This window comes from Mycobacterium sp. SMC-13 (genome assembly GCF_045311035.1).
GTDB lineage: Bacteria > Actinomycetota > Actinomycetes > Mycobacteriales > Mycobacteriaceae > Mycobacterium.
Window position 1 is genome coordinate 107,662 of the sequence record NZ_JBJIAI010000009.1, and the last position, 26,695, is coordinate 134,356.

31 protein-coding genes and 1 pseudogene are annotated in these 26,695 nt (G+C 68.0%); 13 read left to right on the plus strand and 19 right to left on the minus strand.

Going from position 1 to position 26,695, the window contains the following annotated elements; translation table 11 throughout:
• Positions 1–37: 37 nt before the first annotated feature.
• Positions 38–709: an SDR family oxidoreductase gene (locus ACJH6I_RS15295; protein WP_138249569.1), complete on the minus strand. Its 672-nt coding sequence runs from the start codon at positions 707–709 to the stop codon at positions 38–40.
• Positions 710–819: 110 nt separating this feature from the next.
• On the opposite strand from ACJH6I_RS15295, the gene modA reads away from it, so the two are divergent.
• The 4 genes from modA (at position 820) to ACJH6I_RS15315 (ending at position 4,647) form a co-directional block, all read left to right on the plus strand.
• Positions 820–1,593: a molybdate ABC transporter substrate-binding protein gene (gene modA / locus ACJH6I_RS15300; protein ID WP_226518527.1), complete on the plus strand. Its 774-nt coding sequence runs from the start codon at positions 820–822 to the stop codon at positions 1,591–1,593.
• On the plus strand, positions 1,590–2,393 hold the full coding sequence (locus tag ACJH6I_RS15305; protein ID WP_226518526.1) for an ABC transporter permease: 804 nt from the start codon (positions 1,590–1,592) through the stop codon (positions 2,391–2,393). The genes modA and ACJH6I_RS15305 overlap by 4 nt, the downstream gene beginning before the upstream one ends.
• Complete coding sequence (locus ACJH6I_RS15310) at positions 2,390–3,478, plus strand: sulfate/molybdate ABC transporter ATP-binding protein (RefSeq protein ID WP_226518525.1); 1,089 nt, start codon at positions 2,390–2,392, stop codon at positions 3,476–3,478. Before ACJH6I_RS15305 ends, ACJH6I_RS15310 begins: the two co-directional genes overlap by 4 nt.
• 167 nt (positions 3,479–3,645) lie before the next feature.
• Entirely contained in the window at positions 3,646–4,647 is a 1,002-nt protein-coding gene (locus ACJH6I_RS15315; RefSeq protein WP_226518524.1) for an alanine and proline-rich secreted protein Apa, read from the plus strand.
• Positions 4,648–4,705: 58 nt separating this feature from the next.
• Here the strand turns inward: ACJH6I_RS15315 and ACJH6I_RS15320 are convergent, their stop codons facing one another.
• The 10 genes and pseudogenes from ACJH6I_RS15320 to ACJH6I_RS15365 form a co-directional block, all read right to left on the minus strand.
• The gene (locus ACJH6I_RS15320; RefSeq protein ID WP_226518523.1) at positions 4,706–4,978 is read right to left on the minus strand and encodes a GlsB/YeaQ/YmgE family stress response membrane protein; all 273 of its coding nucleotides are present in this window, start codon (positions 4,976–4,978) and stop codon (positions 4,706–4,708) included.
• Between the two features lie 118 nt (positions 4,979–5,096).
• Positions 5,097–5,855 carry a CPBP family intramembrane glutamic endopeptidase gene (locus tag ACJH6I_RS15325; protein WP_064857622.1) on the minus strand — a complete coding sequence of 253 codons (759 nt, stop codon included), beginning with the start codon at positions 5,853–5,855 and terminating at the stop codon, positions 5,097–5,099.
• Between the two features lie 86 nt (positions 5,856–5,941).
• Entirely contained in the window at positions 5,942–6,190 is a 249-nt protein-coding gene (locus ACJH6I_RS15330) for an Ada metal-binding domain-containing protein (protein ID WP_318984968.1), read from the minus strand.
• A gap of 2 nt (positions 6,191–6,192) precedes the next feature.
• The gene (locus ACJH6I_RS15335; protein ID WP_318984969.1) at positions 6,193–6,903 is read right to left on the minus strand and encodes a 2OG-Fe(II) oxygenase; all 711 of its coding nucleotides are present in this window, start codon (positions 6,901–6,903) and stop codon (positions 6,193–6,195) included.
• Complete coding sequence (locus tag ACJH6I_RS15340) at positions 6,900–7,475, minus strand: methylated-DNA--[protein]-cysteine S-methyltransferase (protein WP_318985113.1); 576 nt, start codon at positions 7,473–7,475, stop codon at positions 6,900–6,902. Before ACJH6I_RS15340 ends, ACJH6I_RS15335 begins: the two co-directional genes overlap by 4 nt.
• 31 nt (positions 7,476–7,506) lie before the next feature.
• Positions 7,507–8,031: an RNA polymerase sigma factor gene (locus ACJH6I_RS15345; protein ID WP_318984970.1), complete on the minus strand. Its 525-nt coding sequence runs from the start codon at positions 8,029–8,031 to the stop codon at positions 7,507–7,509.
• Positions 8,032–8,114: 83 nt separating this feature from the next.
• Positions 8,115–9,371 (minus strand): annotated as a pseudogene (locus ACJH6I_RS15350) (HNH endonuclease signature motif containing protein).
• A gap of 42 nt (positions 9,372–9,413) precedes the next feature.
• The gene (locus tag ACJH6I_RS15355) at positions 9,414–10,646 is read right to left on the minus strand and encodes an FAD-dependent oxidoreductase (RefSeq protein ID WP_318984971.1); all 1,233 of its coding nucleotides are present in this window, start codon (positions 10,644–10,646) and stop codon (positions 9,414–9,416) included.
• A gap of 30 nt (positions 10,647–10,676) precedes the next feature.
• A complete protein-coding gene (locus ACJH6I_RS15360) occupies positions 10,677–11,312 on the minus strand; it encodes an endonuclease (protein ID WP_318984972.1) in 636 nt (211 codons plus the stop codon).
• A 35-nt stretch (positions 11,313–11,347) separates the two neighbouring features.
• On the minus strand, positions 11,348–11,680 hold the full coding sequence (locus ACJH6I_RS15365) for a TfoX/Sxy family protein (protein WP_226518517.1): 333 nt from the start codon (positions 11,678–11,680) through the stop codon (positions 11,348–11,350).
• 79 nt (positions 11,681–11,759) lie between these two features.
• Between ACJH6I_RS15365 and ACJH6I_RS15370 the strand changes: the two genes are divergently transcribed.
• Both ACJH6I_RS15370 and ACJH6I_RS15375 read left to right on the plus strand, forming a co-directional pair.
• Entirely contained in the window at positions 11,760–12,809 is a 1,050-nt protein-coding gene (locus ACJH6I_RS15370) for an ABC transporter permease (protein WP_226518516.1), read from the plus strand.
• A gap of 3 nt (positions 12,810–12,812) precedes the next feature.
• Positions 12,813–13,829, plus strand: a complete 1,017-nt coding sequence (locus ACJH6I_RS15375) for an ATP-binding cassette domain-containing protein (RefSeq protein ID WP_226518515.1) — start codon at positions 12,813–12,815, stop codon at positions 13,827–13,829.
• Between the two features lie 87 nt (positions 13,830–13,916).
• On the opposite strand, the gene lon is transcribed toward ACJH6I_RS15375, so the two are convergent.
• The 4 genes from lon to ACJH6I_RS15395 all read right to left on the minus strand — a co-directional run bounded on the left by lon (position 13,917) and on the right by ACJH6I_RS15395 (position 18,313).
• Complete coding sequence (lon, locus tag ACJH6I_RS15380) at positions 13,917–16,274, minus strand: endopeptidase La (RefSeq protein ID WP_318984973.1); 2,358 nt, start codon at positions 16,272–16,274, stop codon at positions 13,917–13,919.
• A 29-nt stretch (positions 16,275–16,303) separates the two neighbouring features.
• Positions 16,304–16,960: a VC0807 family protein gene (locus tag ACJH6I_RS15385; protein WP_346416217.1), complete on the minus strand. Its 657-nt coding sequence runs from the start codon at positions 16,958–16,960 to the stop codon at positions 16,304–16,306.
• Between the two features lie 174 nt (positions 16,961–17,134).
• On the minus strand, positions 17,135–17,614 hold the full coding sequence (locus ACJH6I_RS15390) for a nucleoside deaminase (RefSeq protein ID WP_212811320.1): 480 nt from the start codon (positions 17,612–17,614) through the stop codon (positions 17,135–17,137).
• Positions 17,615–17,632: 18 nt separating this feature from the next.
• Positions 17,633–18,313 carry a LuxR C-terminal-related transcriptional regulator gene (locus ACJH6I_RS15395; protein WP_346416216.1) on the minus strand — a complete coding sequence of 227 codons (681 nt, stop codon included), beginning with the start codon at positions 18,311–18,313 and terminating at the stop codon, positions 17,633–17,635.
• Between the two features lie 451 nt (positions 18,314–18,764).
• Here ACJH6I_RS15395 and ACJH6I_RS15400 point away from each other — a divergent pair, with 451 nt between their 5' ends.
• From ACJH6I_RS15400 to ACJH6I_RS15410, 3 genes are read left to right on the plus strand one after another with little or no spacing between them, the layout of a single operon-like run.
• Entirely contained in the window at positions 18,765–19,373 is a 609-nt protein-coding gene (locus ACJH6I_RS15400; RefSeq protein ID WP_371824572.1) for a PaaI family thioesterase, read from the plus strand.
• A 12-nt stretch (positions 19,374–19,385) separates the two neighbouring features.
• Positions 19,386–20,093: an EthD domain-containing protein gene (locus ACJH6I_RS15405; protein WP_212811323.1), complete on the plus strand. Its 708-nt coding sequence runs from the start codon at positions 19,386–19,388 to the stop codon at positions 20,091–20,093.
• Positions 20,090–20,860 (plus strand): enoyl-CoA hydratase/isomerase family protein, encoded by a 771-nt coding sequence (locus ACJH6I_RS15410; RefSeq protein ID WP_212811324.1) that lies wholly within the window; start codon positions 20,090–20,092, stop codon positions 20,858–20,860. The genes ACJH6I_RS15405 and ACJH6I_RS15410 overlap by 4 nt, the downstream gene beginning before the upstream one ends.
• A 2-nt stretch (positions 20,861–20,862) precedes the next feature.
• Here ACJH6I_RS15410 and ACJH6I_RS15415 read toward each other — a convergent pair whose 3' ends face one another.
• Together ACJH6I_RS15415 and ACJH6I_RS15420 are read right to left on the minus strand one after the other, a co-directional pair.
• The gene (locus ACJH6I_RS15415) at positions 20,863–21,051 is read right to left on the minus strand and encodes a bacterioferritin-associated ferredoxin (protein ID WP_020100208.1); all 189 of its coding nucleotides are present in this window, start codon (positions 21,049–21,051) and stop codon (positions 20,863–20,865) included.
• The gene (locus ACJH6I_RS15420; protein ID WP_212811325.1) at positions 21,051–21,686 is read right to left on the minus strand and encodes a fatty-acid--CoA ligase; all 636 of its coding nucleotides are present in this window, start codon (positions 21,684–21,686) and stop codon (positions 21,051–21,053) included. Before ACJH6I_RS15420 ends, ACJH6I_RS15415 begins: the two co-directional genes overlap by 1 nt.
• 271 nt (positions 21,687–21,957) lie before the next feature.
• On the opposite strand from ACJH6I_RS15420, the gene bfr reads away from it, so the two are divergent.
• Both bfr and ACJH6I_RS15430 read left to right on the plus strand, forming a co-directional pair.
• Positions 21,958–22,437 carry a bacterioferritin gene (gene bfr, locus ACJH6I_RS15425; RefSeq protein ID WP_346416215.1) on the plus strand — a complete coding sequence of 160 codons (480 nt, stop codon included), beginning with the start codon at positions 21,958–21,960 and terminating at the stop codon, positions 22,435–22,437.
• A gap of 113 nt (positions 22,438–22,550) precedes the next feature.
• Positions 22,551–23,033, plus strand: a complete 483-nt coding sequence (locus ACJH6I_RS15430; protein WP_346416214.1) for a carboxymuconolactone decarboxylase family protein — start codon at positions 22,551–22,553, stop codon at positions 23,031–23,033.
• Between the two features lie 7 nt (positions 23,034–23,040).
• On the opposite strand, the gene ACJH6I_RS15435 is transcribed toward ACJH6I_RS15430, so the two are convergent.
• Both ACJH6I_RS15435 and ACJH6I_RS15440 read right to left on the minus strand, forming a co-directional pair.
• Positions 23,041–23,484 carry a nuclear transport factor 2 family protein gene (locus ACJH6I_RS15435; protein ID WP_020100212.1) on the minus strand — a complete coding sequence of 148 codons (444 nt, stop codon included), beginning with the start codon at positions 23,482–23,484 and terminating at the stop codon, positions 23,041–23,043.
• Positions 23,474–25,273 (minus strand): amidohydrolase family protein, encoded by a 1,800-nt coding sequence (locus tag ACJH6I_RS15440; protein WP_406784251.1) that lies wholly within the window; start codon positions 25,271–25,273, stop codon positions 23,474–23,476. The genes ACJH6I_RS15435 and ACJH6I_RS15440 overlap by 11 nt, the downstream gene beginning before the upstream one ends.
• A gap of 124 nt (positions 25,274–25,397) precedes the next feature.
• Between ACJH6I_RS15440 and ACJH6I_RS15445 the strand changes: the two genes are divergently transcribed.
• Both ACJH6I_RS15445 and ACJH6I_RS15450 read left to right on the plus strand, forming a co-directional pair.
• Complete coding sequence (locus ACJH6I_RS15445) at positions 25,398–26,309, plus strand: dienelactone hydrolase family protein (protein WP_406784252.1); 912 nt, start codon at positions 25,398–25,400, stop codon at positions 26,307–26,309.
• Entirely contained in the window at positions 26,306–26,692 is a 387-nt protein-coding gene (locus ACJH6I_RS15450; protein ID WP_406784253.1) for a cupredoxin domain-containing protein, read from the plus strand. The genes ACJH6I_RS15445 and ACJH6I_RS15450 overlap by 4 nt, the downstream gene beginning before the upstream one ends.
• Positions 26,693–26,695: the final 3 nt, after the last annotated feature.

The window sequence follows — 26,695 nt, forward strand, 5'->3', positions numbered from 1 at the left end:
GCGAAGCCCAGGCAAAACGGGAATAAAACGGGTCGGGTCAGGCGAAGGTCGCGAGCGCGCCGGCGCTCACGTGCAGCGTCTCGCCGGTGATGTGGCGGGCGGCGGGCGTGGTGAGGAAGAGCGCGAGCTTGGTCAGCTCGGATCCGACGGTCGCGCCGCTGGTCTCGACGCCGTCGTAGCCGGCTTCGCTGCCACGGCCGGCGGCGACCACGTTGATGGTGATGCCGCGGATGCCGAAGTGCTCGGCCTGCCCGGCGGTCCAGTTCGACACGGCGGCCTTGATCGCGGCGTCGGCGGTGCCGTCCTTGGGGCACTCCGGCACGACGGTCACGATCGCGCCGCCCGAACGCATCTGGTCGCCGAGGATCTGGACGGTCAGTACCGCCGACAGCAGCGAGGAGTCGAGGGTGTTGCGCCACACGGCGGCGCGCTCGGCCAGCGTGTAGGTGCGCGGGTCGCCCGCGGACCAGACCGGAGCCGGCACGTTCACTATGGTGTCGAGGTGCTGCGGCAGCTTGTCGCGCATCGCCTCGAGCGTGGCGCCGTCGGTGTTGTCCAGCACGATCGACTCGACTTCGAGTTCCTTGGCGGCCACTTCGAGCTCGTCGCGGCGGGCGCCGGCGATGACGACGTTGTGCCCGGCGTCACGGAATCCTTCGGCGATGACGCGGCCGAGGTCGGTGTCGCCTCCGGTGACCAGAACGTCCATGAGCAGGGCCTCCTCGTGTGCAACGCTGAACGCGGTTGCGGCCATGTTACTGGACAGTAGCTAGCGCGCGAAACTCGCCACGCGGAGGAATGAGCCCTAGGGTTTGGCGAATGTGGCTCATGCGCAATTTGTTGCGTGTTCTGGCGGTATTGGTCCTGCTCGGAACCGTGACCGCGCTCTCAGCGTGTGATTCTGGCTCCAAAAAGGCCGGCCCTGTGGTCAACGTGTATGCGGCGGCGTCCCTGAAGGGGGCGTTCACCGCCATCGGGGACCAGTACAAGAAGGACAACCCCGGTGCGGATGTCCAATTCAACTTCGCGGGCTCGTCGTCGCTGGTCGAGCAGTTGACTCAGGGCGCGAAGGCCGACGTGTTCGCCTCGGCCGACGCCAACAACATGACCAAGGCGGCCAAGGCCGGATTGCTCGCCGCGACTCCGGTGAACTTCGCCTCCAACACCCTGGTCATCGTGACACGGCCGGGTAATCCGAAGCAGCTCAACAACTTCGGTGATCTGGCCAAGCCGGGACTGAACGTCGTGGTGTGTGCCGCGCAGGTGCCGTGCGGCACGGCCACGCGCAAGGTCGAGAAGATCGCGGGTGTGGAGCTCAAGCCCGTCAGCGAAGAGACGTCGGTGACCGACGTGCTGAACAAGGTCACCAGCGGCCAGGCCGACGCCGGCCTCGTCTACCAGACCGACGCGCAGTCGGCCGGGGACAAAGTCGCGAAGGTCGACTTCCCGCAGGCGGCGTCGGCCGTGAACATCTATCCGATCGCGGTGCTGAAGTCGACGGCCGACAACGCGGCCGCACAACGGTTCCTCGACCTGGTCACGGGAGACACGGGCCGTCAGACCCTGGCGAAGTTCGGATTCGCGAAGCCTTGAACCCTGGATTGCCGCGCTGGATCTACGTCCCCGCGGCGCTCGGGGCGCTGTTTGTCGTCCTGCCACTGATCGCGGTTGCCGCGAAGGTCGACTGGTCCCGATTCCTGGAGCTGATCAGCAGCGAGTCGTCGGTGACCGCGCTGGTCCTGAGCCTCAAGACCGCAACCGCCAGCACCGTGCTGTGCGTCCTGCTGGGCGTGCCGATGGCGCTGGTCCTGGCGCGCAGCGGCTCCCGCGTGGTGCGCTGGACCCGCCCGCTGATCCTCCTGCCGCTGGTGTTGCCGCCGGTCGTCGGCGGCATCGCGCTGCTGTACGCCTTCGGCCGCCTCGGGCTGATCGGCAGGTACCTGGACGCCGCGGGGGTGCACATCGCCTTCTCGACGACGGCGGTCGTCCTGGCGCAGACGTTCGTCTCACTGCCGTTTCTGGTGATCGCCCTGGAAGGCGCGGCGCGGACGGCCGGGGCGCAGTACGAGGCGGTCGCGGCGACGCTGGGCGCCCGCCCGACCACGGTGTGGCGCCGCGTCACGTTGCCGATATTGGCGCCGGGCCTCGTATCGGGTGCGGTGCTGGCCTTTGCGCGGTCGCTGGGGGAGTTCGGCGCCACGCTGACGTTCGCAGGCTCGCGCCAGGGGGTGACGCGCACGCTGCCGCTGGAGATCTATCTGCAGCGCGAGGCCGACGCCGATGCGGCAGTGGCGTTGTCGCTGGTGCTGGTCGTGGTCGCGGCCGTCGTGGTGTTGGCGATGGGTGGCGCCCGGTTCAGTCACGGGCCGTTCGAGGCGGAGAGCCGGCAGTGACGGGCGGTCTCGCGGTACGCGCGATCATCGAGGCTCGCGGCATCGATGTGGATTTCGAGGTCGCCGCCGGCGAGGTGCTGGCCGTCGTCGGGCCCAACGGCGCGGGGAAGTCCAGTGTGCTGCACGTGATCGCCGGTCTCCTGCGGCCCGACGCGGGCACCGTGACGGTGGGCGAGCGCCGGCTGACCGACGCGGCATCGGGCGTGCACGTCGCGGTGCACGACCGGCGGGTCGGCCTGCTGCTGCAGGACCCGGCGCTGTTTCCGCACCTGACGGTCGCCGGCAACGTGGCCTTCGGACCACACGCCCGCCGGCACCGTCGTCGGGGCATGCGCACCGAGGCGCGGCGGACGGCCGGACGCTGGCTCGGCGAGGTCGGTGCCACCGAACTGGCCGATCGCCGGCCGGGCCAGTTGTCGGGTGGTCAGGCACAGCGGGTCGCCCTGGCCCGGGCGCTGGCCGCCGAACCCGACGTGCTGCTGCTCGACGAACCGCTGTCCGGTCTGGATGTCACGGCCGCCGCGGCGATGCGCCGGCTGCTGCGTGGTGTCCTGGGGCGGAGCGGGCGCAGTTCGGTGCTGGTGAGCCACGATCTTCTCGATGTCGTCACGTTGGCGGATCGGCTGGTCGTCATCGAGGGCGGCCGCATCGTCGAATCGGGCGCCGTCGCCGACGTGCTGGCCGCGCCGCGGACGGCGTTCGGGGCGCGGTTCGCGGGCGTGAATCTGGTCAGCGGGCGCGCCGGTGACGACGGCGGTTCGGTGCTGGCCGCGGGACAGACATGGCGCGGGGTGTGGGGGCCCGACGTGACGCCGAGCGGTCCGGCGATCGCGGTGTTCGCTCCGGCGGCGGTGTCGGTCTGCCGGGAGCGGCCGTCGGATGACCTCAATGTCGTCGCGGTCGGGGTCGCGGAGCTGGATCACCGCGGCCCGCTCATCCGCGTCCGCGCCGAGGCGACGGACGACGGCGGCGGGGGTCTGGCGGCCGACATCAGCGCGGAGGTGGCGGCCGGTCTGCGGCTGATTCCGGGGGAGCAGGTGTACTTCGGCGTCGATCCGCGGGACGTGGCCATTCGGCCCTCCTGACGGCACGCCCGGATCGTCCCGGGCCTCGGCGGGGCACCGCAACGCCTCAGCAACCGAGCGATATCGCCGTGGTCTGTCCGGATGCCGGAAGCGAGCTAACCGACTCGCGAGGGAATTAGCCGCAACTCGCACTTGCGTCACGCCGGTAACACTGTATTTTCGTCCCCATGCGACACCCGGATGCGCGGACAAGTGCCCGCAAACGCCTTCCGAAATCACTGACTGCTGCTGTGGCAGGTGCGGCGGCCGCGGCCATCGCGCTGCCGAGCGCGATCTCGTATGCCGACCCGGTGCCGCCAGCTCCTGCACCCGCCCCGGCTCCCGCCCCGGTCGGGGAACCGGCGCCTGCTCCGGCCCCGGGGGTCGAGGTGCCGCCGCCGCCCGCCGCGGACCCGGCCGCACCGCCGGCCGACCCCAACGCACCGCCACCACCGCCTGCGCCCGCCGCGCCCGGCGCACCGTCAGCGCCTGCCGCACCGGGTGCCGCGCCCGCTGCCGCTCCGGCCCCCGCGCCCGAGCCCGGCCGGGTCAACAACGACGCCGGTGGCTTCAGTTACGTTGTGCCGCAAGGCTGGAAGATCGCCGATGCCACGCAGCTGTCCTACGGCCAGGCGCTGCTGACCAAGGCGCCGGCCGCAGGTTCGGAGCAGGCGCCGAGTGATACCAGCGTGCTGCTGGGCCGTCTGGACCTGAAGCTGTTCGCCGGTGCCGAGTCGGACAACGGCAAGGCCGCCAACCGCTTGGCCTCGGACATGGGCGAGTTCTTCATGCCCTTCCCCGGCACCCGTGTCGGCCAGGAGACCACGGCGCTGACCGCCGGCGGGCTGCCGGGCGCGGCGTCGTTCTACGAGGTCAAGTTCACCGACACCGGCAAGCCCAACGGCCAAATCTGGGCGGGCGTCGTCGGCAACCCGCCGCCGGACGCCACCATCCGCAGCCAGCGCAACCCGCAGCGATGGTTCGTCGTGTGGCTGGGTTCAGGTAACCACCCGGTCGACAAGGCCGCAGCCGTGACACTGGCGCAGTCGATCCGCCCGTGGAACCCGCCGCCCCCGCCGCCGGTGGACCCGAACGCGCCGCCCAAGCCCGCCGATCCGGCCCACCCGATGGTCGGCGTGCCGGTGCCGGTGACGAATGCGCCGCCGGAGATGGCGCCCCCGGGCCAGTAGCCAAAAAATTGAGGACCGTGCCGGTTGGGCACGGTCCTCAATTTTTTGAGCGGGAGTTCTACGTCGAACTCTTCGACTTCACGAAGCGGTAGATCAGCACCAGGATCACCGCGCCGACCAGTGCGCCCCAGAAGGAGTGCTCGATCGGCGGGCGGAAATCGAGCTTGTGCGGGGCGTAGACAACACTGCTCAACGTGCCGCCGACGTAGCCACCGGCGATGCCCAGCACGCACGTGAGAATCCACCCCATCTCGTCCTTGCCGGGTACGACGAACCGCGCGATGGCTCCGACGATGAGGCCGAGAAGAATCAACCAGACGATATGCATCATTGTCATGACCTTTCGATTGACTGATACATCTCGAGGCTAGCCCGGTTCGACACGGGACAACGAGGTCTGAAATGCAGCGATCTGGTGACGGTTAGGGGGCCAGTCCCGTCCCGGATGCCTAGCTGAAGTGCCAGACCGCGGCCGCGGCGAGTGCGCCCATGCCGTTGAGCGACCAGTGCAACGCGATCGGCGCGAGCAGGCTGCCGGAGCGGCGCCGCAGCCAGGTGAAGACGAATCCCGCGGCAGCGGTGGCGACGACGGCCATGGCCACGCCGGCGATCATGCCGACAACCCCGCCACCGAGAACCCGGGTGAATCCGACGTTACTGCTGGTCAGGCCGAGTGAGGTGGCGATGTGCCAGAGCCCGAACAGCAGCGAGCCGGCGGCGGCCACACCGCGGAAACCCCAGGCCCGGTCGAGCGTGCCGTGCAGTACGCCGCGGAAGGCCAGTTCCTCGGGGATGACGGTCTGCAGCGGAATGATGATCATCGAGGCCAGCAGGGCGCCGGAGATCGTCGCGTAGTGGTTGTTGAGGAACATCGGCCGGGTCCACGGCAGCAGCACGCCGGCGGCGATCACCGACCCGACGAGCAGGATGGCACCGAGCGCGTAGCGCATGCCGGTCCGCCAGTGCGCGCGGCCCAGACCGAGCTCGGTCCAACCGAGACCCCGTTTACGGACCAGGGCCACCAGACCGAGCGCCGCGAGCGGCACGACGACGATGTTCGCCCAGGGGGTCGTGAAGTGGGCCAGCAGGTTGGTCGCGACCAGGACGGCCACCACCACGGCCACATCGATGTAGACGCGCGGGTGCCGCACGGCTGGTGAGCCGGTCGGTAGGCATGGTGCAGCGGCGGCTGCCGAGGCGTCGATCATCTTTGGCGAGTGTACCGACGGGCGCCAAGGACCCAGGTCACATCGGTTGGCGGCGACCACTGCCGGATCGATGTGTCACGCGAGGATCAATGACGGTCCTTCCACCGCCGGTACATCTCGGGGAGGCACACCGCGCAGGGGCGGTATCCGGCAGCGACGGCGGCGGTCTCGTCGGCGAAGAACACCCGATGGGTCACGTAGCCGCCCTTGGCAATGGCCCGCAGCGCCGACGGGCAGTCCAGCCTGCCGTAGAGCTTGTTGCGCCGATGGCCGCCCAGGCGCCCCGGCGTCGCGCTGACGTAGGTGCGGCCCTGCGCATCGATGAGCGTGTACATGCTCAGGCGGCGTCGTGGAAGATCAGGCCGAGGGTCATCCGGCTTCCCGAGCGCAGCGTCGAAACACCATGGCGCACAGGGCCGACGGCCCACCCGCGTTTCGATGCCACCGGCCGTTCGCGCGTGGTGATGACCAGTCCGTGTCCGAACGGGATGGAGATCGCCGAGCCACGCGACTGCGCGCGGGGCCGCTGCTCGTACAGCAGGAATTCGCCGCCGGTGTAGTCGACCTCCGGCCGGGTCAGATTGATGACGACCTGCAGCGGAAAGACCAAGTCCCCGTACAGATCCTGGTGCAGGGCGCACCAGCCGCCGGCGCCGTACTTGAGCAACAGCGCGGTGGTGCGCGTCTGCCCGGCCCGGTGGCAGGTGTCCAGCCAGTCGTCGAAACTGTCGGGCCACGGCGGGTCGCGGCGCAGCCGCGTCCACCAGTCGCGGGCGATCGGCAGCAGCCGCGGGTACAGCGCGTACTTGAGCTCGGTGACGATCTCCGGGTAGGGCCGGTGGAAGTAGCGGTACTGGCCTTCGCCGAACCGGTAGCGGGCCATGTCGATGGTCGAGCGGAATCGGCTCGCGTCGGGGTAGATCGCCGCCAGCTCGGCGGCCTCGGCCGGCGTGACGAGAGGTCCGGTCAGCGCGCCGCCGACGGTCTCGAGCTCGGTACGGACGGCTCCCCAGTCGGTGGCGGCGACACGCTGCTGCCAGACGCTCATGCCGCGGCCTCCAGGTCCAGTAGGAGGCGCTTGGCTTCCGGACCACCGAGGTAGCCGCCCATCGCACCGTCGCTGCGGACCACGCGGTGGCACGGAACCACAACGGGCAGTGGGTTTTTCGCGCAGGCGGTCCCGACGGCGCGGACCGCCCTGGGGCTGCCGGCCAGCGCGGCGACAGCGGCATAGCTGGCCGTCTGCCCGTAGCCGATCTCCGGAAGGTGGTGCAGCACGGCGGCACGGAATCCGGCGGCCAGCCGCCAATCCAGCGGTACGTCGAAGGTTCGACGGGTCCGGGTGAAGTACTCGTCGAGTTCACGGGCGACCGTGTCGAGCCGGGCCGGTGCTCGCAGGATGCGCGGGCTCACCTTGTCGGCAAGCTGCTGCAGGACGGTGTCATGGTCTTCGATGGCGTAGGCGACACGGATGAGGCCCTGGTCGGTCGCCGCCAGCAGCAGCGGACCGACGGGACTGTCGACGACGCGGTAGGCGACGTCGAGGACGCCGTCGCGCCGGGCGGCGGCGGCCAGCCGGTCGTGCAATTCGGTCAACCGGTCCGGGCCGATGTCGGTCATGCGTGCCAGGTCGCCGGAGATGATTTCGCCGTTATTCATGGGTGTCTCTTTTCCCGGGCGCCGTCACTCCGATGAGTTCGGCGCGGTAAGTGCGTCGTAGCGTGGCGATGCCGTCGCTGGCGGCGCGGCGTGCGGCCGCGGCGGTGCCGCCGAGAATCTCGGCGACCTCGTTGTAGGGCAGTCCCGCGAGGTAGTGGTACGCGACGGCGTGCTTCTGTTTGGGTGGGAGTGCATCGACGGCGACCGCGAGATCGACTTCGATGGCCGCACTGTCGCGGACTTCGCCGGGACGTGCCGGCTCGGGTACGACGTCAGTGGGAATCGGCTGGCGTGTCCGGCTTCTGGTGATGTCGATGGCCTTGTGGTGCGCGATGGTCACCAGCCAGGCCTCGAGATTCGCATCCGCCGGCAGCTCGGGGTAGGCCTTGAGGGCCGCCAGGAACGTCTCTGACCAGGCGTCGTCGGCGTCGTGTGCGCCGACGATGGCGGCACAGACCCGGAAGACCGTAAGACCATGGTTGCGCACCACGGCCTCGAATGGCGGTTTGGCTTTCACACCCAGTAGACGCTCCGTCGCCGGTATTTGTGAGGTCGCGTTCCTCACCGATTTACCGATGCTAGGTGGCGCGGGTGGCGCGTCTAGTTGGTCGACGGTGTGGGTGGTGGTTCGAAGGGTTGGTACCACCACCATTGGGCGTGCTCCCCGGTCGGGCCGGGGCAGGGCGGCACAGCAGGGCGAGCTGAGGTGGGTGTCCGCGCAAGGGATCCGCCGTCGAGTTGTCGACCCGCGGCATCGGTGACGACCAGCCGATCGGCCGGCCCGGTGATCGTGATGACCCGCTCGTGATGCAGCCGGTGGTGCTACGGGCACACCAGCACCAGGTTATGCAGCTCGGTCTCCCCGCCGTTCTCCCAATGAATGATGTGATGGGCATGCAAACCCCGGGTCGCCCCGCACCCCGGTACCCGGCAGCACCGGTCCCGGTGTTCCAGCGCACGGCGCAGCCGCCGACTGATGGTGCGGGTACTGCGCCCGGCGCCAATCGGCTGACCATGGCGCTCCAGCCACACCTCGCACGTCGCATCGCACAACAGCAGTTGGCGTTCCTCCTCGGTGAGCACCGAACCCAGATGCAAGGCAGCCGTACGCTGTTCGAGGTCCGCATGCACGACGACGGTGGTGCGCTGCCCATGCGGCCGCCGTTCCACATCGCTGTCCCAGCCGGCCTCGACCACGCTCATGAACGCATCCACCTGGTTCGGGAACGGCGGTGCCTGCTCCGACACTTGCCCTTCGGTGTCCTCGTGGTCGCGCTTCCAGTCCGCCACCAGCGCATCCTGATGCGACGCCAGCGCCGCATCGAACTTCGCCGCCTCCAGCTTCGGTAGCCGGATCTTGTACGTCGTGGATCCGTCGTCATGGGTGGTCCTGGAGATCGACCGCTCCGGTTCCGGCTTCGGCTCAGGCTCCGGCCGCGGTTCCAGTTTCACCGCAGTGCGCAACTGCGTGACCGTGGCGCTCTCGGCGAACTGCGCGTAGTGCTCATCAGAACCGTCGGCCGCGTGTTCGGCGACCACCCCAACCTGATCCAGCGACAACCGCCCCGCACGCATCGCTTCGGCGCAGCGCGGGAACTCCTCGAGCCGGTGCGCCACCGCCACCATCACTTCCGCATTGCGCGGTGAGACACCGGTTTTCCATGCCATCAACGACGCCATCGACCGGGCGCCGGTGGCACCCCAGAGCCCGTCCCGGTCGATCTCGGCGGCAATCTGCACCAGTCGCGCGTCGATGGCGTTGCGCTGACCTGTCAGCTCACCGATCTCCGCGAGGTACGCATCCATGCGCTCGCACGGCGACGACTCAACATCGAAAGCCGTTGCGGCGCTGGACATAACATCATCAAACCAGAGGGGTCCGACAAAAACGGCGACGTGCTAACCGGCCAACGTCGACAACGAAACAGACGGATCGGCGAGTGCCCCGACATCCACCGGCCGCCGCGAGCGGATGAGCTTCTTGATGTCGTCGAGCCCTTCCCAGATGTTGACGTTCATGCCGGCCAGCACGCGGTGTCCACCGTCGAGCCAGAACATGGTGAACTCACGCGTGCCGAGATCACCGCGCGTGATGGCCATCTGGTACTGCGGCGCGTATCCGACGTACTCCATGCCGAGATCGAACTGGTCGGTGAAGAAGTAGGGCAGTTCGTCGTAAGTGGTTGCCGTGCCGAGCATTCCGTCGACGGCGACGGCCGGCTGCTTGAGGGCGTTGGCCCAGTGCTCGGTCCGGATCGGCACGCCGAACAGCGGATGCTCGGCGGCCGCGATGTCGCCGACTGCGTAGATATCGTCGTCGCTGGTCTTGAGGGACTCGTCGACGGCGACGCCGCCGTCGGCGATGACCAGTCCGGAGCGTTCCGCGAACTCGACATTCGGCTTGGCGCCGACCGCGACCAGTACCGCATCCGCCTCGACGGTGGAGCCGTCGCCGAGTCGCAGCCCCGTCGCCTTGTGATCAGCGGTGGTGATCTCGTCGACCGTGGTGCCCAACCGCAGATCGACGCCGTGGTCCCGGTGCAGCCCGACGAACACCTCGCCGGCTTCCTTGCCCAGGGAGGCCTGCAGCGGCAGCGCGGCGGTCTCCACCACCGTGACGTCGGCGCCCAGCCCCCGGGCACTGGCCGCCACTTCGAGCCCGATCCAGCCGCCTCCGACTATCGCGAGCCGCCGGCCTTCGGTGAGTTGGGCCAGCAGTGCGGTGGCGTCGTCGATGGTGCGCAGGTAGTACACGCCGTCGGCGTCGGATCCTGGGATCGGAGGCTTGCGGGGGCGGGATCCCGTGGCCAGCAACAACTTGTCGTAGTGCTCGTGATCGCCGTCGTTGAACGCCACCATGTGCGCGGTGCGATCGAGCGTGGTGACCTCGGTGCCGAGTTTCAAGTCGACGTCGTGCTCGGCGTACCAGCTCTTGGGCTGCACCGTGAATTCTTCGATGGTCTTCTTACCGGCCATGAATTCCTTCGACAGCGGGGGACGTTCGTAGGGCAGCCGGTCCTCGGCGCCGAACAGCACCACCTGCCCGTCAAAATCCTTGCTGCGCAAGGCCTCCGCGGCTTTGGCGCCCGCCAGCCCGCCGCCGATGATCACAAAAGTGGGTGAGCCGGCCATTCGGGAATCCCTTCATCGATCTGAGTTGGTCTACGCTTCGATGCGTTCGCGGACGGTGTCGTCGAGCGACGCCCGCACGAGTGCGGCAGCCAGCCGCGCGTTCCGGTTCGGGGCCAGGCTGCTGAGCTTGCCGGCGTCCGTCGGCAGGCCCAGATCTTTCGCCGCGGCGAGTGCCCGATCGTCGAAATACGGTTGCACCCAGGTCCAGACGTCCTGGATCTCACGCAGGAAGATGTCGGCGCCCGTGCGGCCGATACCGTCGAACCCCTGCAGGGCCTTGGCTGCGGCTTTCACGTCGTGGTGCGCCCTGATCCGCAGGTTGCGCAGATCGCCGCCGTACTCGTCGTTGACCCGGGTCGCGATGTGGGTCATGCGGGTCGCCGAGCTCTCGTCGTATCTGGCGTAGCCGGCGCGTCCGAATGCCCTTATCATCTGGCTGCGGTCGGCATCGAGTACCGCGGTGGGCGTGCGCAACCCGGCGCGGAACAGTTCTCGCGCCGCGGCGACCGCGGTTTCCGCGGCGATGGGCTTGCTCGCGAGCATGCACAGCGACAGCAGTTTGAACAGTGGCATCGGCTTGTCGCGGAGCGTGATCCCGGCTTCTTCGGCATACGTCGTACCGGCCGCGTCGAGCAGCCGCGCGACGATCTGTCGATCCCCTGCCATAACCCACGCATACCCAACGGCGCGGAGCGCAAACGCTACTTCGGCGGCAGGGTGCCCGCGTAATCGACGCCGCGGTCGACCCAAGTCTGCAGCTGGCGTTTGGTTTTCAGGCCCTCGGGCGCGACGCGCAGCCAACCCCGCATCTCGCGGCCGCCCATCACCATCAGCCCGACGTGCGCACGTCCCAGCAACTTCTCGGTGTCATCGGGCGCAACCCGCACCAGCAGGCCACCGTCGTGACTCGCGGCGACGGACATGTGGCCGTTCAGCAGGAACGCCAGCCCGCCGAACATCCGCTTCTCCTCGATGCCGCGGACCGTGCCGAGTAGTTCACGGATCCGGTTGGCCAGATCCTCGTCATAGGCCATGTCGCCAGTCTGCACCAAGAAGCCGTCGGCTTTGGCTATCTTGCCGCTGCACGGTCAGCGAACACGTTAGATTCCACACGTGCTGATCGCGGCGTTACGGGACCTGCAGTGGCGGCGCCGCCGATTTCTCATCGCGGTCGTCGGCACTTCCTTCGTGTTCGCGATGACGCTGGTGCTCACCGGACTGGCCAACGGATTCCGGGTGGAGGCCGGCAATACCGTCAACTCGCTGGGCATCGACTACTTCATGATCCAGAACGGGGCGGCCGGGCCGTTCCTGGGCTCGTCGCCGTTCGCGCAGACCGAAGTCGAACGCGCGCAAAAGCTTCCGGGCGTGCAGGCGGCCGCGGCGGTCGTGTACGCGGGGACCACCGCCCTCGACAACGGGACGCCGCGCACCATGAATCTGTTCGGCGCGCCGACGGGCGGGCCCGGCATGCCGGCGATGTCGCAGGGCCGCCCGCCCGCCACGCCCGACGAGATCGCGGTGTCGTCCACGCTGGGCCGCAAGATCGGCGACCAGATGCACATCGCGTCCCACAACTTGCAGGTCGTGGGGATCGTGAACAACTCGACGGTGCTGGCGCAGCAGCCCAATCTGTTCCTGACCACGGTGGGGGCGCAGCGCCTGGTGTACGGCGGCCAGCCCGTCATCGCGTCCGTGGGGATCCGGGGCAACCCGGCCAAGGCACTCGACGGCTACCGGCTGGTGGACCGGCACGGCGCCATCGACGACATGATGCGGCCGTTGAAAGTCGCCGTGGACGCCATCAGCATCATGGCCGTCCTGCTGTGGGTGGTGGCCGCGACGATCATCGGGATGTTCATCTACATGTCGGCGATGGAACGCACCCGCGACTTCGCGGTGTTCAAAGCCGTTGGGGTGAAGACGAAATCGATGATGGCCGGGCTGGCGATGCAGGCCGTGTTCATCGCCGTGTTCTCCGCGGCGATCGGCGTGCTGCTGGCGATGGTGCTCGGGCCGATGTTCCCGATGCGCGTCGACGTCCCGGCGGGTGCGTACCTGTTGCTGCCGGTCGTGGCCATCACGATCGGGCTGATCGCCAGCCTGGCGGGCATGCGCAGAGCGGTGACGATAGATCCGGCGATGGCATTCGGGGGGCCATAGACCATGAGCGGCTTACAGATTCGTGACCTGGTGGTGGAATACGGCAAGGGCGCCGACAAGGTCAGGCCCATCGACAATTTCGAACTGGAGCTGTCGGCCGGATCGCTCGCGATCCTGCTGGGGCCCAGTGGTTGTGGGAAGACGACGTTGCTGTCCTGCATGGGTGGAATCCTCAAACCCACGTCGGGCGAGATCCTGTTCGACGGTATCGACGTCACCAGACTCGGGCCCAAGGCGCTGACGGACTACCGCCGCAATACCGTCGGCATCGTGTTCCAGGCGTTCAATCTGGTGCCCAGCCTCACCGCCGCCGAGAACGTCATGGTGCCGATGCGGGCCGCGGGGATGAGCCGCGGCGCGGCCCGTCAGCGCGCCGCCGAACTGCTGGACCGGGTCGGCCTGTCGCACCGGATGACGCACCGCCCCGGTGACATGTCGGGCGGACAGCAGCAGCGCGTGGCGGTGGCCCGCGCCATCGCGCTGGATCCGCCGCTGATCCTGGCCGACGAGCCGACGGCCCACCTGGACTTCATCCAGGTCGAAGAGGTGCTGCGGCTCATCCGGGAACTCGCCGACGATCGCGTCGTGGTGGTCGCCACCCATGACAGCCGCATGCTGCCGCTGGCGGACCGGGTGATCGAACTCGTCCCGACGGTCGCCAGCACCGAGCGCGAACCCGAGGTCTTCGAACTCGACGCGGGGGACCTCGTGTTCGAGCAGACGACGATCGGCGACCTGATCTACGTCGTCAGGACGGGCCGGTTCGAGATCACGCGCGAGATGCCCGACGGCGAGACGATGCTGCTGTTCACCGCCGGCCCCGGCGAGTACTTCGGCGAGATCGGGCCCCTGTTCGGGATTCCGCGCACGGCGACGGTGCGCGCCCTCACCGACGGGGTCGTCGTCGGCTACACCGTCAAGGATTTCCGCGCCCGGCTGGGACCCGACCGCATCCACGAACTCATCGAGCACCGCGCGATCCATCTGGCCGACGAACCGCCGTCGGCCGACATCGCCTGAGGGTTCTGTTCTATCCGCGAGCAGACACAAAACTGTCGAATCTCGGTCGAACATGACAGTTTTGCGTCTGCTCGCGGTATTCGGTTGTCAGGCGGCGTTGGTCACGGCCTCCGCCGCCGGCTCCAATGCCTGGGCGATAATGTCGGCGACGTCGGTCATGGGCCGCACGTCGAGTGCGTCCAGGACCTCGGCCGGGACGTCGTCCAGATCCGGTTCGTTGCGCGACGGGATGAAAACCGTTGTCAGCCCGGCACGTTGGGCCGCCATCAGCTTCTGCTTGACCCCGCCGATGGGCAGCACCCGCCCGTTCAGCGTGACCTCGCCCGTCATCCCGACGTCGGAACGCACCTGCCGCCCGGTGGCCATGGAGACCAGCGCGGTCACCATCGTCACACCCGCGGACGGACCGTCCTTGGGCACCGCACCCGCGGGCACGTGCACGTGGATGCGACGGTCCAGAGCCTTCGGATCGACACCCAGCTCCGCGGCGTGCGACCGCACGTAGGACAGCGCGATCTGCGCCGACTCCTTCATCACGTCGCCCAGCTGACCGGTCAACTGCAGACCCGGGTCGCCGTCGTTCGATCCGGCCTCGATGTAGAGCACATCGCCGCCCATGCCCGTGACGGCCAGGCCGGTCGCCACGCCCGGGACCGCGGTGCGCTCCGCCGACTCCGGCATGAAGCGCGGACGGCCCAGGTACTCGACCAGATCCGGTTCATCCACCGTGACCGCGTCGGCACCCGACGCCAGCCGCGTGGTCACCTTCCGCAGCGCCTTGGCCAGCAGCCGCTCGAACTGCCGCACGCCCGGCTCACGGGTGTAGTCCGCGGCGATCTTGCGCAGCGCCGCGTCCGTCACCGTCACCTCGTCGGTGGTCAGCGCCGCCCGTTCGGCCTGCCGGGGCAGCAGGTAGTCGCGGGCGATGGCGACCTTGTCGTCCTCGGTGTAGCCGTCGATCTGCACCAACTCCATGCGGTCCAGGAGCGCCGACGGGATGTTCTCGATGACGTTGGCCGTCGCCAGGAACACCACATCGGACAGGTCCAGATCCAGGTCCAGGTAGTGGTCGCGGAACGTGTGGTTCTGCGCGGGGTCCAGCACCTCCAGCAGCGCCGCCGCGGGATCGCCGCGGTAGTCCGAGCCCACCTTGTCGATCTCGTCCAGCAGCACAACGGGATTCATGGAACCGGCCTCGCCGATGGCCCGCACGATGCGGCCCGGCAGCGCACCGACGTAGGTGCGCCGGTGCCCGCGGATCTCGGCCTCGTCGCGCACGCCGCCCAGGGCGACGCGGACGAACTTGCGGCCCAGCGCGCGTGCCACCGACTCGCCCAGCGACGTCTTGCCGACGCCGGGAGGCCCGGCCAGCACCATGACGGCGCCCGAGCCGCGGCCGCCGACGACGGCCATGCCGCGCTGGGCGCGGCGGGCCCGCACCGCCAGGTACTCGACGATGCGATCTTTCACGTCGTCCAAACCGTGGTGGTCGGCGTCCAGGATCTCCCTGGCGGCCTTCAGATCCGTCGAATCCTCGGTGCGCTCGTTCCACGGGAGCTCGAGCACGGTGTCCAGCCAGGTCCGGATCCAGCCGCCCTCGGGGGTCTGCTCGCTGGACCGTTCCAGCTTGCCGACCTCGCGCAGCGCCGCCTCCCGCACCTTCTCGGGCAGATCGGCCGCCTCGATGCGGGTCCGGTAGTCCGCGGGCTCCTCGGCCCCGGCGCTACCGTCCAGCTCGCCCAGCTCCTTGCGGATGGCATCCAGTTGCTGGCGCAGCAGGAATTCCTTCTGCCGCTTGTCCATGCCGGCGCGGACGTCCTCGGCGATCTTGTCGTTCACCTCGACCTCGGCCAGGTGCTCACCGGTCCACTCGATCAGCAGGTGGAGGCGACGACTCACATCTGAGGTCTCCAGCAGCTCGCGCTTCTGCACGTCCGTCAGGTACGACGCGTAGCCCGCGGTGTCGGCCAGTGCCGACGGCTGGCTGATCTGATTGACGGCATCGACGATCTGCCACGCCTCGCGGCGCTGCAGGATGGCCAGCAACAGCTTCTTGTACTCGGCTGCCAGGGTGCGGGTTTCCTCGGTCGCCTCGGTCTCGGCGATCTCGTCGACCAGAACCCACAGCGCACTGCCCGGGCCGGATGTGCCGGACCCGATGTGTGCGCGCCGTTCACCGCGGACAACGGCGGCGGTTCCGCCACTGGGCACGCGGCCGACCTGGACGATCGACGCCAGGACGCCGTGGGTGGGGTAGCGGTCGTCGAGGCGGGGAGCGATGAGCAGCTTCCCGGCCTCGCCGGCGGCTGCGGCGGCCTGGGCCGCGTCGACCGCGGCGCGTGCGGCCTCATCGAGTTCGATGGGCACGACCATGCCCGGCAGGACGATCGGCTCGGTGACAAACAGGACGGGAACAGCGATGGGCGCTGTTGTGGCGTCAGACATCCGTACCTCCAAAGTTGAATCTCCTGCGCTCAACCTTTGGGGGTGTCGATTTGTTCCAGGGTCATCGGCTCGCCCTGTTGGCGTTCTTCCCAGCGGTTCGCGGCCCGTTTGCCGACCACGAACGTCGCAGTCATCAGCAAGCCGGTGGTGACGAGCGACAACGCCGAGGTCAGGGCGTTGGCGACGTCCACCGGGGTGGAGAAGATGACCGCCAGATGCAGTGCGGTGCCGACGAGCAGACCGACGCCCCACATCGCTGAGAGCAGAATGTGCACGCGCCGCCGGTAAGCGACCGCGGCCGGGCCGGTGTCGTGTTCTCCGGTCTGAACTCGTTCCGACACGACCTGGGTGAGCGGTGTGCCGACCACGCAGCTGCCGAGGAAGACCAGGCCGCCGAGGCCGCCCACCAACGTGTTGCCCGCCAGCAGCATTCGCGGATCCGACGTGCTGACCCCGACGGCCAGGCTCAGGCCGAAATTGAGCATGAGGTAACCCGCGAACGGGTCCAGACGGCGCGCGCTGATCGCGTCGTAGGCGACCTTGCCGCCGGCCAGCACCGTGGCGGTGAGCAGCGCCACATATTCGGACACGCCGGCGGCCCGCAGTCCGTAGTACGCGATCAGTGGCGGAGCGATGTCGAGCAGGACGCCGCGGACGATCGGTCGCATGGACTGTGCCTGGCTCACGGCGACGACAGTATGCGGCGATCCTGAGTGGTAGCCAAAAGCGGGAGCCTGCCGTCTCGGGGGTAACGGCAGGCTCCCGTACTGAATAGTGAAGCACCCGGGACGTCCGGTTCCTCGTGTCGATGCCGAAGAGTGACGTCGCAGTTGGCTAACGGTTGGGACTCGGAACAGGGCTCACGGCCGGAAGCAGGCCGCGTACAGCTCCTTCATGGTGTCGGCGAATTCATCGACGGGGCCGTCGACGGGCACGCCGGGCGCCACGGCCGAAATGGGCAGCGCCGCAACGGGGGAGGGTGCCACGCCCCATTCGCCGAGCCAGCCGCCGAGTTGCGCCGACGACGTGGCGTAGACGATGCGGCCCAGCCCCACCCAGGCGTGCGCGGCCGAACACATGGGGCAATGCTCACCGGAGGTGTAGGTCACCGCGGCGGCGCGCTGCGCGGGATCGAGATTGGTTGCCGCCCAACGGGCGATGGCGAATTCGGGGTGCTGGGTCTGGTCTCCGCCGGAAACCCGGTTGCGGTCCTCGAAGACGACGACGCCGTCGGCATCCACCAGCAGCGAGCCGAAAGGTTGGTCGCCGTCCTCCAGCGCCTCACGGGCCAGCTCGACGCAGCGGTTCAGGTGGCGCAGATCATCGGCGGTGACGGTCATGGCGTGGAGTTTACGGAGTCACAGATCGTCGATACTGATGATCCGATCCTGGATGGCGCGTGCCACCAGCGCGGCTTTCGTGCCGGCCGGGCGGCCGGCGGCGATGTATTTGGCCCGGATGCGCTGCAGGTGGGTGCGCACGGTACTGGGCGCCAGGAACAGTTGCTGCGCGACGAGTTCCTTGCTGTCCGTCCGGAACCACGCCAGGAGCACCTCCTGCTCGCGTGGCGCCAGGATCGGGCGCAGACAGAAATCCCGGTCGTCGAGAGCGGCGGCCACGTTCGGCCCGACATAGGGGAACGGGGTCACGGCTGCCCGGATGGCCTTGAGCAGGTGCTCCCGGCCTTCGGTCTGGATGAGGTAGGTCCGGGCGCCCGAATCGATCGCGGTGCGGATGACGTCGCGGTCGGTGAGATGCGAATACACCACGACGTGGTAACCGCGGTTGTCGAGATCACGCACGGCGGCGAGACTGTTGGCTTCGTCCGCCTTGAGTCCCAGGACGACCACCTGGGCGTCGTCTTCGGGCACGGGCCGTCGCCGCAGGAACTCCTCGGTGTCGGCGAAGTAGGACGTGGCCGTCGCGCAGAGTGCGTGGTCGTCACGGAGCCAGGCCGCGATGCCGGCATGGACGACTTCGTACGAGTCGACGACGGTCACGCGTGAGACCTGACATCCAGCGAACGGATCGATCCGCATCGGCCTGAACTCCTTCACAACCGGATCCCGCCGGCTCGCCGGCAGTATCCGGGATCGCATTGCCGTGTTGTCCGTCGAAGTTTGCTGCGTGCACGCCGGCGGCACCTGTGCCGAACTCTAGTGCGCGGGTGTGACGATGTACAGCATTCCGGACAAAGGTGCGAATGTTTGGCAATTGCGCGGCACATCGACGTGGCGATGTGCTACCACGGCGCGTGATGGGCGCGGGATCGCGGAACGACGGTCTCGGTAAATCGGCTTTCCGGCATCCTGTATCGCATTTGCTGCATCCATGTTTCATGGTTGCTACGGCCAGTGCGATCCGCGGCGGTGGTTCGCCTGCCGATAGTCGCCGTGGCCACGGCGAAAACTGTTGGCGCGCAGGCAGTGGGACCCCACCCTCGACAGCCTGATTAGAACGTGTTCTAGTTCAAGGGTGCTCGAGGACACCATGCAGAAGCTGAGCGCCGACGAGGTGGCGCGGATGCGAGCCGTCTACGAACCGCTCACGCAGTCCGTACGCGAGCTCATCGATGCCACCATCCGGACAGAGGTCGGAGCCGCGGCCATCGCCGCCGTGCAGGCCGAGATCGACGCCGCCACCGCCCAGCTCCGCGCGCAGCAGCTCGAGGGTTCGTTCGGCATCAGGTTCGGCGCGCAGGGCAGTGAAATGCCCTGGGGCAATGCGGTGATCGGGGTTCGAAACCCGATCGCGCCGCCCGTCGTCCTCATCCGGGCTGCCGACGGCAGCGTGTCGGCCGACTTCCATCTGGGCGCCGCCTACGAGGGCCCGCCGGGCCACGTTCATGGCGGGGTGTCGGCGATGGTCCTCGACCACGTCCTCGGCGAGGGGGCGAGCCTGCCGGGACAGCCGCGGCTCACCGGCACCCTCACCATGCGCTACCGGCGCATGACGCGGCTCGGCGATCTGCACGCCGAGGCCCGCATCGTGCGGACCGAGGGCATCAAGACCTACGCCGTCGGGCACATCGCCGATGCCGAGGGCATCACGGTGGAGGCCGAGGGCGTGTTCATCACGCCGCGCTGGGCGCGGGACTGACGGGGAGATTCGATGGAGAAGGTCATGGTCACGCTGCGGCGTGACACCGCCGACGACGCCTGGTGCGAGCGGCTGCGCACCGAGGTTGCCGGGGAATTGCTGGCGCTGGGGTTGCCCGGATTGGCGGTCAACGTCAAAGACGGCGCCGTCCGGGACTCGCTGATGCTGCTGACGACGCTCGACCCGCCGGTGGTCGCGGTGATCAGCATCTGGACGCAGCAGTACTACGGCGCGCAGATGACGGCCGCGCTGGAGCGACTGCGGGCCGAATGCACCGAACTGGCCGCATATCTGGTCACCGAGTCGGTCCCGCTGGCCGGCCCGGCAATCGTCCTCGGGGAGCGCACCACCGGCCTGGCGAACATCGCGCTGCTGCGCCGTCCCGAAGACATCGACGAGCGAGAGTGGTTCCGCCGCTGGCACATCGACCACACCCAGATCGCGATCGACACCCAGTCCACGTTCGGCTACACGCAGAACGCCGTGGTCCGTTCGCTGACGCCCGACGCCCCGGAGCTCGGCGCGATCGTCGAGGAGCTGTTCCCCATCGAGGCGACGACGAGTCTGCACGCCTTCTTCGGCGCCGCCGACGATGCCGATCTGGCCGACCGCGCCGGAAAGATGGCCGCGAGTACGTCGGCCTTCGGCGCCAACGTCAACATCGACACCGTGCCCACCAGCCGCTACATCATGCGCAACCCGTTTGGAGACAACCTGTGACCGACCCCGCCGCGCTCGTTCAGATCGACGACACCAACCGGGTCCGGACCCTGACCCTCAACCGGCCCGACGCACTCAACGCGTTCAGCGAAGCGCTCTACGACGCCACGACGATCGCGCTGAAGGAGGCCGCGGCCGATCCGGAGGTCTCGGTCGTCCTGCTCACCGGCGCCGGCCGGGCCTTCAGCGCCGGCAACGATCTGGTCGAGATGCAGGAGATGGTCAACAATCCCGAATATCAGATGGGGGAGTACGGCTTCCCGGGCCTGATCGAGGCGCTGACGGCGTTTCCGAAGCCGCTGATCTGTGCGGTGAACGGCGTCGGCCTGGGTATCGGAACCACCATCCTCGGCTATGCCGATCTGGCGTTCATGTCGACGACGGCGCGGCTCAAATGCCCGTTCACCAGCCTGGGCGTGGCGTCGGAGGCGGCATCGTCGTATCTGCTGCCGCGGTTGATGGGCCGGCAGAACGCGGCCTGGCTGCTGTTGTCATCGGAATGGGTGAGCGCCGAGGAAGCGCTGCGCATGGGCCTGGTGTGGCGGGTGTGTGAGCCCGACGATCTGCTGCCGGAGGCCCGTCGTCATGCGGAAATCATTGCCTCGCGTCCGCTTTCGAGTCTCATGGCCGTCAAGCACGCGATGGTCGAGCCGACGCGCGACGCGATCGTCGCGGCAACGCAGCGCGAGTCCGGTCAGTTCGCCGAGTTGCTCGGTGGGGCCGCCAATGCCGATGCGCTGAGCGCATTCGTGGGGCGCAAGGGGTAGCGCTAACCCGCTTTGTGCACCGGACAGTCGGTGCGGGCCGCTTCGATGATGGCCCGCACGGTACGGCGGCAGCGGCCGCAGTCCAGGCCGGCGCCGCATTTCTCGGCGATCTGCTTCGACGTGGTCGCGCCACCCTCGACGAGTTCGGTGACGACCTGGCTCGTCACTCCGGTACACAGGCAGACGAACATCAGCCGGCCGCCTCGATCGACGTGATGTGCGCCAGGGTCCCGACGAAAACCGTTGGATAGACGCCGAATCCGGCGGCCGACATCCATTCGGCGGCGGCATCGGGGTGATCGATCCAGCGCCGGGCGGCAGTCTCGTTCACGATCTGCTGCAGGATCAGCACCTCGTGGCCGTCGTCGAAGGCCCGGTACACCCAGACCTTGCACACGCCGGCGTCGCGGAACCGGGCGGCGGCGTCGTGCACCTTGTCCATGAGGGCGGGGACGTCCTCGACCGCGGTCACGACGCCGACGACGACGGACGCGACGGCATGCTGGCCCGGCGGGGGCTCGGCGATATCGACCTTCTCGACCACTTCACCGGCGAAGATCGCGGGGATGTCGTCCACGCCCGAGGCATCGAAGAATTCGAATATCGCCGGCGAACGCAGAACTTCGCGGACGGAATTTGCATTACGAATTCCGACGGTGGCCAATACCCGGCCCGGTTCCCACAGTGATGAATAGACGACGACGTGGTGTGCGGAAAGCTCGGTGAGAATCGACCGATGCGATTTCACCCGCTCCCACATGGATTCCACATCGTCGACACGAAAATCAGCGGCAAGAATGAGCGAGTGCAACGGTTGCTCGCTCATCGGCTCCTGCCATTCCGGGTCGCTCGGGTCCGCGGACGGGCGCCGCGGGGGTTAGTGCAGTCTAACCTTACTTAGGGCAGCCAGTCCATAGCTGCTGGCCAGCAGTGGAGTCGTGGATCTGGATACCGGGGATTCGGGATCGAATCGGGGGCGAAACACCCGCCGAACCGGTCGCCGACAAAGGGTCACTCGACTAGGTTTGGAACAGGCACGTTGTTGTTCCGCGCCAGTGACACTTGACCCAGCCCGATGGTGTTTTAAAGGAGCCGAAATGCAAGGCGACCCCGAGATCCTCAAACTGCTCAACGAGCAATTGACGAGTGAACTCACTGCGATCAATCAATACTTCTTGCATTCGAAGATGCAGGACAACTGGGGCTTCACGGAATTGGCGAAGCACACGCGTGAAGAATCGTTCGAGGAAATGCGCCATGCGGAAACCCTCACCGATCGCATCCTGTTGCTGGACGGCCTCCCCAATTACCAGCGGCTGTTCTCGCTGCGGATCGGGCAGACCTTGCGCGAGCAGTTCGAGGCCGACCTGGCCATCGAGTACGAGGTGGTCACCCGCCTGAAGCCGGGCATCATCATGTGCCGCGAGAAGGGTGATGCCACGAGCGCGAACATCTTCGAGGCCATCCTCGCCGACGAGGAAGGTCACATCGACTATCTGGAGACGCAGCTGGAGCTCATGGACAAGCTCGGCGAGCAGCTCTACGCGGCACAGTGCGTGTCGCGCCCGCCGTCATAGGCGGTCCCGGTCGAACACGGCCTCGCCCTTCGGGGCGGGGCCGTTGTCGTTCGCCGGGAATTTGTCCGCCGAAAAACTAGAACTTGTTTCAGTTTTGGCGTAGCGTGCGAAAAGTGAGCCGAATCGGAGATTTCACCGACGAAGACGTAACCGCCTGGGTGGTCAAGTCGCCCGACATCGGCACGGCCATGGCCGGTTTCACCAACGCCGTCTACACCAAGGGCCGCCTGCCGCTGCGTGTGCGCGAACTGGCCCGCGTGGTGATCGCCCTAGACAACGAGTGCGTGGTGTGCCAGAACACCCGCGATTCGGCGGCCGAGGCGGAGGGCGTCGACGAAGACCTCTACAACCACGCCGGCGTGTGGCAGACCTGGCCCGGCTACTCCGAACAGGAGCGCATCGCCGCCGAGTTCGCCCACCGTTTCGCTTCCGACCACACCGGGCTGCGCGACGACGAGGACTTCTGGGCCCGTGCCGCAGAGCATTTCAGCGACGAGCTGATGACCGACCTGGCGCTCTCGTGCGCCATGTGGCTCGGCATGGGCCGCATGCTGCGGACCCTCGACATCGGTCAGGCCTGCAAGATCACCCTCTGAGAGGGGTCTAGACCAGACCGGTCGCGTCGAAGATCCACGACATGTCAGCGGTCGCGAAATTCTCCAGCCAGGACGGCGGCGCGAAGTTCGACAGCGCACCCATGTCCCAGTAGTCCTTCCACAGCGTCACCTTGCCGTTCTCGACGCGGTGCACGGTGACGAACTTGAGGATCGCGGATTCGCCGGTCTCCCAATGCCATTCCTCGTGATGCTCGTACATGGCGTCGGCGCCGTTGGTCAGCAGCAGGCCGTCGAAGTTCTCGTACGAGGCCAGCGGCTCCAGGCCGATCTTGAGCCGCTTGACGATGTCTTCGGGCCCGCGTGCGGCCGCGGCCGGGCCGACCGGCATGTCCAGGTAGATGCAGTCGTCGGACACGAAATCCTTCAGTCGCTCCCAGTCCCGCGCCGACAGCGCCTGCCACAATCCGTGGACCGTATCCTCAACCGACACTGGCGAACTCACCTTCCTTGGCGACGGGCAGGGCGGGGGTCTGACGGGCGAACCGCAGGAAGCGGCCGGTGCGGGTGGTGCCGACCAGGTCGGTCGGCACCCCGTCGCGGACGACCTGCTGGCCACCGACGAACACCGCGGCGACGGTGGCGTCGTTGCGGTTGACCATGCGGGACAGTCCGCCGTACTGCGCGACGGGCTCCTCGGCGTAGGCATCGAGCGAATCGTCCAGCCGCTCCGGGTCGATGACGACGAGGTCGGCGCGGTCACCGACGCGCAGATGTCCGGCGTCCAGGCGGTACCAGTCGGCGAGTTCGCCGGTCAGCCGGTGCACGGCCTGCTCGACGGTCAGGAAGGGCGTACCGGCGCGCTCGGCGTCGCGCACGTGCCGCAGCAGGCGCAGGCCCATGTTGTAGAAAGCCATGTTCCGCAGGTGCGCACCGGCGTCGGAGAAGCCGAGCTGGATGCCGGGGTCGCGCGCCAGTTTCTTGAGCACCTCGGGGCGGTGGTTGGAAATCGTTGTGCGCCAACGGACATCGCGGCCGTATTCGAGTACCAGGTCGAGGAAGGCGTCCACCGGATGCAGCCCGCGGTCGACGCCGACCTGACCGAAGGTCTTGCCGACGAGGGATGCGTCGGGGCAGCCGACGATCTCGGCGTCGAAGAAGTCGCGGTGCCACACCCGCACGCCGAACTTGTTCTCGTAATCCTTGCGGAACTGGCGGCGGTACTCGTCATCGCGCATGAGGTCGTTGCGCTCGACCTCGTCGCGCAGGTGCAGAGCCGCTGCGCCTGAACCGAATTCCTCGAACACCACGAGGTCGATACCGTCGGCGTACACCTCGAACGGTACGGGCAGGTGCTGCCACCGGAAGTTGCCGCCGAGCTTGTTCACCAGCCTCGCGACCGGCCCCATGATGGTGATGGCGTACGGGTTGGCCTTGATGTCGGCGGCCGACAGCAGGCTCGTCTTGAGGTTCTCGCGGAACAGACCCAGCGACTGGGCCAACTGCGACACCAGGTTCAGCGGGTTCTGCAGGTCCGGGCCCGACTGCAGGATGCGGCCCGAGCGGCGCAGCTGCGTCTTCAGCCGGCGGAGCTCGCGAGCCTTGGCGTAGGTGGACGGCAGCGTGCGTGACCGGCAGGTGTCGCCGTCGATCTTGTCGAAAAGCAGTTGCTGCGAAGACATTCCGACGAACCCGGCCTGCAGCGCGGCCGCCAGCATCTGTTCCATCTCGGCCTGCTCGCCGCGGGTGGGCCGGACGTCCTTGCGGGTGGCGCGGTCCAGGCCCATGACGGCGGTGCGCATGTCGGAGTGGCCGATGAACGCGGCCACGTTCGGCCCCAGCGGCCGGTCCTCGAGTGCGTTGACGTAACCCTCTGCGGTGTCCCAGGTCTTGTTCTCGTCGACGGCGGTGATGACGTGGTCGCGCGGGATGGCCTCCACCCGGCCGAACAGGTCACCGGCGTCTTCACCGCCGACATGCACCGTGGACAGCGAGCAGGAGCCGAGCATCACGGTGGTCACGCCGTGCCGCAGCGACTCGGCCAGGCCGGGGCCGGCCAGTACCTCGACGTCGTAGTGCGTGTGGATGTCCAGCAGGCCCGGCGTCACCCATTTGCCGGTGGCATCGACGACGTTCGGGCATCCGGTGTCGTCGAGGTCCACGCCGATCGCCACGACGTGTCCAGCGCGGATTCCGATGTCCCGGACCGCGGAAGGCGCGCCGGTTCCGTCGAACCAACGGCCATTGCGGATGATCGTGTCGAACGTCGTTGCAGAGGTCACCTAACTATAGAAGCGTGCCGCTCAGGCCCATGTCAATGAAAAAGTGAACACATTCTAGAAAATGTCTACTCGTCCTGGGGAAACCTTGTGACGTCGCTCAGGATCAGGGCGGATACTGGCTCGGGTGACCCCCTTGCAGCGGTACATCGCCGAGGAAATCGCCACCGACCACGTCGACGGATTGCTGTCCCGTCGTGAGGCGCTGCGCAGGCTCGCGCTCCTGGGCGTGGGTACTGTGGCCGCCAGTGCGCTGATCGCGGCCTGCGGTGAGAATCGGAGCCCCACTGCGGCCACCACGTCGAGCCCGACGTCGGGCAAGCCGTCGACCGAGCCCGGCCCACCGCCCGGTATGGAGAACGCCATCCAGCCCGCGCCCATCACCTGGGCCGACGGCAAGCTGCAGGGATCGTGGGCCGCGGCCGCCCAGCCACGCGGCGGCGTCCTGGTGATCCACGAGAACAAAGGCCTGAACGATTGGGTGCGGTCGGTCGTCGGCCGCCTCGGCGGTATCGGGTACTCGGCGCTGGGCATCGACCTGTTGTCGGCGCAGGGCGGCACCGCGGCCTTCGCCGATCCGGCCGAGGCCACCGCGGCGCTGGGCAAGATTCCGCCCGACCAGTTCGTCGCCGACCTGCGGTCCGGGCTCGACGAACTGCAGCGGCGGACGCCCGGCGGGAAACTCGCGGTGCTCGGATTCTGCTTCGGCGGTGGGCTCACGTGGCAGCTCCTGGCCGCCGGCGAGCCGAGGCTCTCGGCGGCGTTGCCGTTCTACGGTCCGCTGCCCGACCCGCACGACTTCGTCGGCTCGAAACAGGCTGCGGTGCTGGCCTTTTACGGCGCCAAGGACGCGCGCGTGACGGCGAGCAAGGACGCGGCGGCAGCCGCGCTCGAGCAGGCCGGCATGGTTCATCAGATCGTCGTGGAGCCCGACGCCGATCATGCGTTCTTCAACGACTCGGGCCAGCGGTACAACCCCACCGCGGCCGCCGACGCCTGGGCGCAGACGCAGTCCTGGCTGCAGAGGTACCTGGCATGACGACGAGACGCGTCCCGGCGGCGCTCGTGGTTGCCGCGGCAGTCGCCACCGCGGTGACCGCCGCGTGTTCGGCTCCGGTCCCGGCGCCGAACAGCACTCCGACGACCAGCGCGGTGCCGGTGACCGGCCCGGTGCAGGGACCGGCAATCACCATCACCGCGCTCAACTTCGGCGACCCGCTCACCGTGCCTCCCGGCGCAAAGATCACCGTCGTCAACAGTGACGATGTCGCGCATACCGTGACGTCAAAGGTGAAGGGGCAGTTCGACGTCAAGGTCGGCGGCAACGCGCAGGCGACGTTCACCGCACCCACCACGCCGGGCCGCTACCCGTACTTCTGCGTGTACCACCCGGGGATGGTCGGTGTCCTGATCGTCCAGTAACCG

What these genes read in the sequence shown, in the direction of transcription:
- ACJH6I_RS15400 (WP_371824572.1), top strand. Translation starts at nt 18,765, where the DNA reads ATGCAGAAGCTGAGCGCCGACGAGGTGGCGCGGATGCGAGCCGTCTAC.
- modA (WP_226518527.1), top strand. Translation starts at nt 820, where the DNA reads ATGTGGCTCATGCGCAATTTGTTGCGTGTTCTGGCGGTATTGGTCCTG.
- ACJH6I_RS15390 (WP_212811320.1), bottom strand. Translation starts at nt 17,614, where the DNA reads ATGACCGTCACCGCCGATGATCTGCGCCACCTGAACCGCTGCGTCGAG.
- ACJH6I_RS15355 (WP_318984971.1), bottom strand. Translation starts at nt 10,646, where the DNA reads ATGGCCGGCTCACCCACTTTTGTGATCATCGGCGGCGGGCTGGCGGGC.
- ACJH6I_RS15450 (WP_406784253.1), top strand. Translation starts at nt 26,306, where the DNA reads ATGACGACGAGACGCGTCCCGGCGGCGCTCGTGGTTGCCGCGGCAGTC.
- ACJH6I_RS15315 (WP_226518524.1), top strand. Translation starts at nt 3,646, where the DNA reads ATGCGACACCCGGATGCGCGGACAAGTGCCCGCAAACGCCTTCCGAAA.
- ACJH6I_RS15320 (WP_226518523.1), bottom strand. Translation starts at nt 4,978, where the DNA reads ATGATGCATATCGTCTGGTTGATTCTTCTCGGCCTCATCGTCGGAGCC.
- ACJH6I_RS15330 (WP_318984968.1), bottom strand. Translation starts at nt 6,190, where the DNA reads ATGTACACGCTCATCGATGCGCAGGGCCGCACCTACGTCAGCGCGACG.
- ACJH6I_RS15295 (WP_138249569.1), bottom strand. Translation starts at nt 709, where the DNA reads ATGGACGTTCTGGTCACCGGAGGCGACACCGACCTCGGCCGCGTCATC.
- ACJH6I_RS15420 (WP_212811325.1), bottom strand. Translation starts at nt 21,686, where the DNA reads ATGAGCGAGCAACCGTTGCACTCGCTCATTCTTGCCGCTGATTTTCGT.
- ACJH6I_RS15395 (WP_346416216.1), bottom strand. Translation starts at nt 18,313, where the DNA reads ATGCGGATCGATCCGTTCGCTGGATGTCAGGTCTCACGCGTGACCGTC.
- ACJH6I_RS15415 (WP_020100208.1), bottom strand. Translation starts at nt 21,051, where the DNA reads ATGTTCGTCTGCCTGTGTACCGGAGTGACGAGCCAGGTCGTCACCGAA.
- ACJH6I_RS15340 (WP_318985113.1), bottom strand. Translation starts at nt 7,475, where the DNA reads ATGACCGACATCGGCCCGGACCGGTTGACCGAATTGCACGACCGGCTG.
- ACJH6I_RS15365 (WP_226518517.1), bottom strand. Translation starts at nt 11,680, where the DNA reads ATGGCCTATGACGAGGATCTGGCCAACCGGATCCGTGAACTACTCGGC.
- ACJH6I_RS15375 (WP_226518515.1), top strand. Translation starts at nt 12,813, where the DNA reads ATGAGCGGCTTACAGATTCGTGACCTGGTGGTGGAATACGGCAAGGGC.
- ACJH6I_RS15325 (WP_064857622.1), bottom strand. Translation starts at nt 5,855, where the DNA reads ATGATCGACGCCTCGGCAGCCGCCGCTGCACCATGCCTACCGACCGGC.
- ACJH6I_RS15360 (WP_318984972.1), bottom strand. Translation starts at nt 11,312, where the DNA reads ATGGCAGGGGATCGACAGATCGTCGCGCGGCTGCTCGACGCGGCCGGT.
- ACJH6I_RS15405 (WP_212811323.1), top strand. Translation starts at nt 19,386, where the DNA reads ATGGAGAAGGTCATGGTCACGCTGCGGCGTGACACCGCCGACGACGCC.
- bfr (WP_346416215.1), top strand. Translation starts at nt 21,958, where the DNA reads ATGCAAGGCGACCCCGAGATCCTCAAACTGCTCAACGAGCAATTGACG.
- lon (WP_318984973.1), bottom strand. Translation starts at nt 16,274, where the DNA reads ATGTCTGACGCCACAACAGCGCCCATCGCTGTTCCCGTCCTGTTTGTC.
- ACJH6I_RS15335 (WP_318984969.1), bottom strand. Translation starts at nt 6,903, where the DNA reads ATGAGCGTCTGGCAGCAGCGTGTCGCCGCCACCGACTGGGGAGCCGTC.